Annotated in this window: 2 protein-coding genes; one reads left to right on the top strand and one right to left on the bottom strand. The window is 42.5% G+C overall.

The features are described from left to right. Window positions 1-303 precede the first annotated feature (303 nt). A complete protein-coding gene (locus tag CDG79_RS38770; protein WP_223278612.1) occupies window positions 304-639 on the top strand; it encodes an HNH endonuclease in 336 nt (111 codons plus the stop codon). Between the two features lie 340 nt (window positions 640-979). Here the strand turns inward: CDG79_RS38770 and CDG79_RS44540 are convergent. Continuing rightward, window positions 980-5,360, bottom strand: a 4,381-nt coding sequence (locus CDG79_RS44540; protein ID WP_223278611.1) for a non-ribosomal peptide synthetase family protein, incomplete at its 5' end; no start/stop codon positions are given.

The raw sequence follows: 5,360 nt of genomic DNA, 5'->3' as shown, positions 1-5,360 counted from the left end.
CTCTTTTAGCGTTTTTAGTAACCGTTCATTCTGCTCTTTAGAAAGATGGTTTTTTGCTGGCATAGGTGGCTGACAATAAAATAATTACTTCATCTCATATTATACAATCAAGCTGCGTAACAGCTTAACCAGGCTGATACAACATTATTCAGCCAGCTAAAAGCATGGGCAGAACATCGTCACCCTAATAAATCTTCCCGATGGAGTTGTCAAAAGTATTGGCAAACTGTAGGGTCTGATAATTGGGTTTTTAAACCCCATAACCAGAAGATTCGCTTATACAAGCACCGTGAAACTCCTATTGTGAGACACATACAAGTGCAAGGAATCCGTAGCCCATTTGATGGTGACTGGGTGTACTGGAGTTCCAGAATGGGTAAACATCCTGAAGCGCCAACAAGGGTGGCAACACTTTTGAAGATACAAAAAGGAAAGTGTACTCATTGTGGACTGTTTTTTCACCATGAAGACTTGATGGAAATCGACCATAAAATCCCCCGCTCCCAAGGCGGTAAGGATAGTTATGACAACCTTCAATTACTTCATGGACATTGCCATGATGCTAAAACGGTAGCAGATAAATTTGCTGTTACAGTTCCAGAGATAGATGAGGATTATCTCAACTGTAATCCCTTTTAACTCTGAATTTAGAGGTGTGCGTGACAAGCACCAAATCATTGAGGAGCCGTGTGAAATTAACGTTTCATGCACGGTTTTGTAGCCGAGTCAGAGAGGTGACTTTCTGGCTTAGGCATCCAGTTACCACACTCAAAAATAAACTATTCCATTATCATTAATGATAATGGAATAGTTTATTTTCTGGAAGTCCCTAAATTCTAGTCATTTTTCTCAATCATTAGTTCGGATGTACTAAATAGATCCGTTTGTTTGGGGTGTGACAGTTCTGGGTGCGGAATGTGGGTTGTAATTCTACATCCATTGCCCTACTTACCTTTCATGGTTTTCTTTTTTTATTCTTTTATTCAGAATACCCGGAAAGTGACAGAAGAGGGCTAATATTGTTGGCAAAGAAAGCTTGGAGTAATTTATTGTCTACTTCCGGCCAGCGAATGGCGGTATCTGCAAGTCCATTGAGGGTATTTTGGCAATCAAATTTTAAGCTAGATGTTGCATTGGACTCTGAATATGTATTGTCTTCAGCCAGCGATATAGTTGAATACAAAGCGTTATCAGTAGAAATTTGGGTATTGCGAAGTAGTTCAGCTTGCCAATCCTGATCAGAAAGCTGTTGCAGTGGGTAGCCCAAAGACCGGATGCAGTTAATAAATTGACTCCAAGGAACAGAATCGGAATTAATTAGATGAAAGGCTTTGCCCAAAGATTCTGGCTGCTGTGACAGGTGGATTAAAGCTTTGGTGAAATAGTCTACAGGTGTAATTTCTACCATACTGTTCATCTCTGGCGCACTTTTTAGTTGAATGCAGCTTTTGATGAATCTGTACAACATGTCATTGGGATTCCAAACGCCGGTTTGACTGTGCCATGTTATTCTACCAAGCCTGTAGATACTGCAAGGCAAACCGCGATCGCGTGCCATCATTACGATCTTTTCTGCAACCCATTTACTTTGGGCATAGCCTCCAGGAAGTCCTTGACTGTGTTCCAGAGGATCGTTTTCTTGAACAACCTCTAATTTGAAATACTCATCTGAGGCGAAAACGCTAACAGTAGAAATGAAATGCACAGGCTTGATTTTGATTTGACTAGCTAATCTCAACACTTCCTCAGTTCCACGAACATTTGCTGCTTTTAACAAAGCGTATGGATAAAGATGATTCACCAAAGCGCCATTATGGTAAATTAAGTCAATTTTCCCAGCCATGAGGTGAAACTGCTCATCTGAAAGACCGAAAAGCGGTTGAGACAAATCTCCTAATACTGGAATAATCCGCGAGTTAAAAGATTCCTCCCAAAGTAAATAAGCTTTCAGGTTTTCTTGGAGCCGTTGTTTACCTGCGGTAAAATTAGCAGCACGCACCAAACAATAGATATCAGCTTGAGTTTGTTGTAATAATTCAGCCAGTAAAAAAGCACCGACAAAGCCTGTTGCACCTGTGAGAAAAATAGCCGAAGGTTCACTCACAGGTTGATAAACCAGGTTCCCAGGCTTAATTGTCTCGTCTAGAACAACTTCAGCCTGTAAGTTTACGGTAGTAATTTTATTTGCAGTCACAGTAGAGTCTGCCCCAGAGGTCAACTCAATAGTCCCAGCAAGTTCAGCTACAGTCGGAGCAGTAAATAAGTGGCGCAACGGTAAGTTAATCTGGAAAGTCTCATTTACCTGGGACATCACCCGAATTGTTGTCAGAGAATGACCTCCTAACTCAAAGAAATTATCCAGAACACCCACCTGTTCCAGATGTAGTACATTAGCCCAAATATCTGCCAATACCTTCTCTACAGGGGTACGTGGTGCCACAAAACTCACTGCCAACTGAGCATTATCGGAATCAGGAACAGGTAAGGCTTTGCGGTCTACCTTGCCATTGGGAGTTAAAGGTAAAAACTCTAACCTGACAAAAGCAGAGGGCACCATGTACTGTGGTAATTTTTCTTTCAAGAAAATGCGTAAGTCATTGGTAGTTGGTGTTTGCTCCAACTGCGGCACAAAATAAGCTACTAAGCGTTTCTCTCCTGGGATATCTTCTCTCGCCACTACCACATTTTCCCTAACTCCTGGATGCTGACTCAGTATTGCCTCAATTTCCCCTAACTCAATTCGGAAACCTCGGATTTTTATTTGATTGTCGATGCGCCCCAGGTATTCTATGCTTCCATCTGGTAAATAACGAGCTAAGTCACCAGTTTTGTAAAGTCGGGGACACTTCTCTGCGAGAGGCTGCGCCAACGACAAGCTCAGTGCATCGCTGGGGACTGGGGACTGGGGATTGGGAAGAATTTCTGCTCCCTTGCCCCCCTGCTCCTCTGCTCCCCTGCTTCTACCAAAGGGGTTGGGGATGAATTTTTGTTGTGTTAATTCTGGTCGGTTGAGATAACCGCGTGCTAATCCTGCACCACCTATGTGTAACTCTCCTGGTACACCAATAGGTACTGGTTGTAAATACTTATCTAAAATGTAGATATGGGTATTGGAAATTGGGCGACCAATGCTTGGTGATACCCGATCTTGTTCCTTAGCAACTACCACTCCAGAAGTTGTGACAACAGTATTCTCTGTTGGGCCATAATTATTTACGACTTGGAAGGGGAGTGACGCTGGTGGATACTGATTAAGCTTATCGCCTCCAGTTAGGACGTAACGCAAAGCTAAACCTGCTGTAGTCCATTCTAAAGACAATAACTCCTGTGTTACTGGTGTTGGCACAAAACCGATCGTAATCTCGTGTGATATCAACCAATCTCGTAGATTTACTGGCGATGCAAGGATCTCAGATTTGACTAAGTAGATACTTGCTCCTGCTGTTAGGTAAGGCCATAATTCCCATGCAGCTGCGTCAAATCCTGTTCCTGCCAGTTGAGTGGCTTTGTCTAAGGTCGTGATTTTAAAAGTACGCTGATGCCACAACACTAAATTTAACAATCCTTTATGGGCAATCAGTACTCCCTTGGGTGTTCCTGTAGAACCAGAGGTATAAATCACATAAACTAAATTAGTTGCTTGTACTTCAGCGATTAAATTATCCTGATTGAACTGAGAAATAAAGTGCCAATCAGTATCTAAACAAACAACCTGTGCCTGATGCTTTTGTAATTTATCAACTAATTGCTGTTGGGTTAGTAGCACGGAAACTTGAGCATTTTCAAGCATAAAGCTCAGACGCTCTTGGGGATACTCAGGGTCAAGTGGTACGTAAGCCCCACCCGCCTTGAGAATACCAAGTAATCCCACCACCATCTCTAAAGAACGCTCCACACAAATCCCCACCAGCACATCAGCTTTTACACCCAAGGATTGCAAGTAATGCGCCAACTGGTTAGCACGACAATTCAATTCGTGGTACGTCAATTGTTGATTCTCAAACACCACTGCCACAGCATCGGGCGTGCGTTCCACCTGTTCTTCAAACAACTGATGAATACATTTATCTTGGGGATAATCTACCTGAGTATTATTCCATTCAATTAATAACTGTTGCTGCTCAGATGCTGTGAGCATTGGTAATTGAGAAATGCGCTGTTCGGGATTAGCAACAATACCTTCTAGCAGGGTCACAAAATGAAGAGCCATCCGTTCGATAGTGCTGCTATCAAACAAGTCGGTGTTGTATTCCCACCCTCCCACTAGTCTAGTGCTAGTGTTTTCCATTGATAAAGTAAGATCAAATTTTGCTGTGGAACTTTCTATGGGCAAAGAACTGACAGTTAATCCAGTCAACTCTATTTCAGATATATGAGCGTTCTGGAGAGCAAACATCACCTGGAACAGTGGTGTATGACTCATGTCTCGTTCTGGTTGCAGAGTTTCCACCAACATTTCAAAGGGTAAATCTTGATGAGCGTAGGCGGATAGCGCCATTTCTCGGATACGCGGGAGTAATTCGTTAAAGGTGGGGTTTTCTGCCAAGTTAGTCCGCATCACCAAAGTATTGACAAAAAAGCCAATTAACCCTTCTATCTCGGTGCGATCGCGGTTAGCAATTGGTGTCCCCACCAAAATATCTGTTTGTCCCGTGTAGCGATAAAGTAATGTATCATAAGCCGCCAACAAAGTCATAAACAAAGTCACCCCTTGCTCTTGACTCAGCTGTACCAACCGTTGAGTTAATTCACCAGACAGGGCAAACTCAAGATATGCGCCATTAAAAGTTTGCACAGCAGGTCTAGGTCTGTCTGTGGGTAATGGTAAGAACGTAGGTGCATTTGCCAATTGTTGTTCCCAATAACTCAATTGGTTTTGTAGTACTTCCCCTTGCAACCATTGTCTTTGCCAAATTGCAAAGTCTGCGTACTGAATTGGTAGTGGCAATAAGGGTGAAAGTTGACCCTGAGAATAAGCATTGTACAGTGCTTGTAGCTCCTGGACAAACACACCTATTGACCAGCCATCACTGACAACGTGGTGCATACACACTAATAACCACTGTTCTGTAGGAGACAGTATTACTAATGTCGCTCTGATTAATGCTTCTGACTCTAAGTCAAAAGCACGAAGCGCTTGTTGTTGAACTAATTGCTGTGCAGCTATTTCAATTTCTGTTAAGGGTAAATGCTGCAAATCAACAACTGCAACTGTCCAATTCGTTTCTGTTTTAATGATTTGAGAAGCTTGTCCATCAACTGTGATGAAGTTGGTTCGTAATGCTTCGTGACGATAAATAATTTCTTCTAAGCTTTGTTCTAAGGCTGCAACATTAAGAGTTCCTACTAAACGCAACCCG

Source organism: Nostoc sp. 'Peltigera membranacea cyanobiont' 232, assembly GCF_002245985.1.
GTDB lineage: Bacteria > Cyanobacteriota > Cyanobacteriia > Cyanobacteriales > Nostocaceae > Nostoc.
This window is presented reverse-complemented; position numbering and strand designations above follow the sequence as displayed.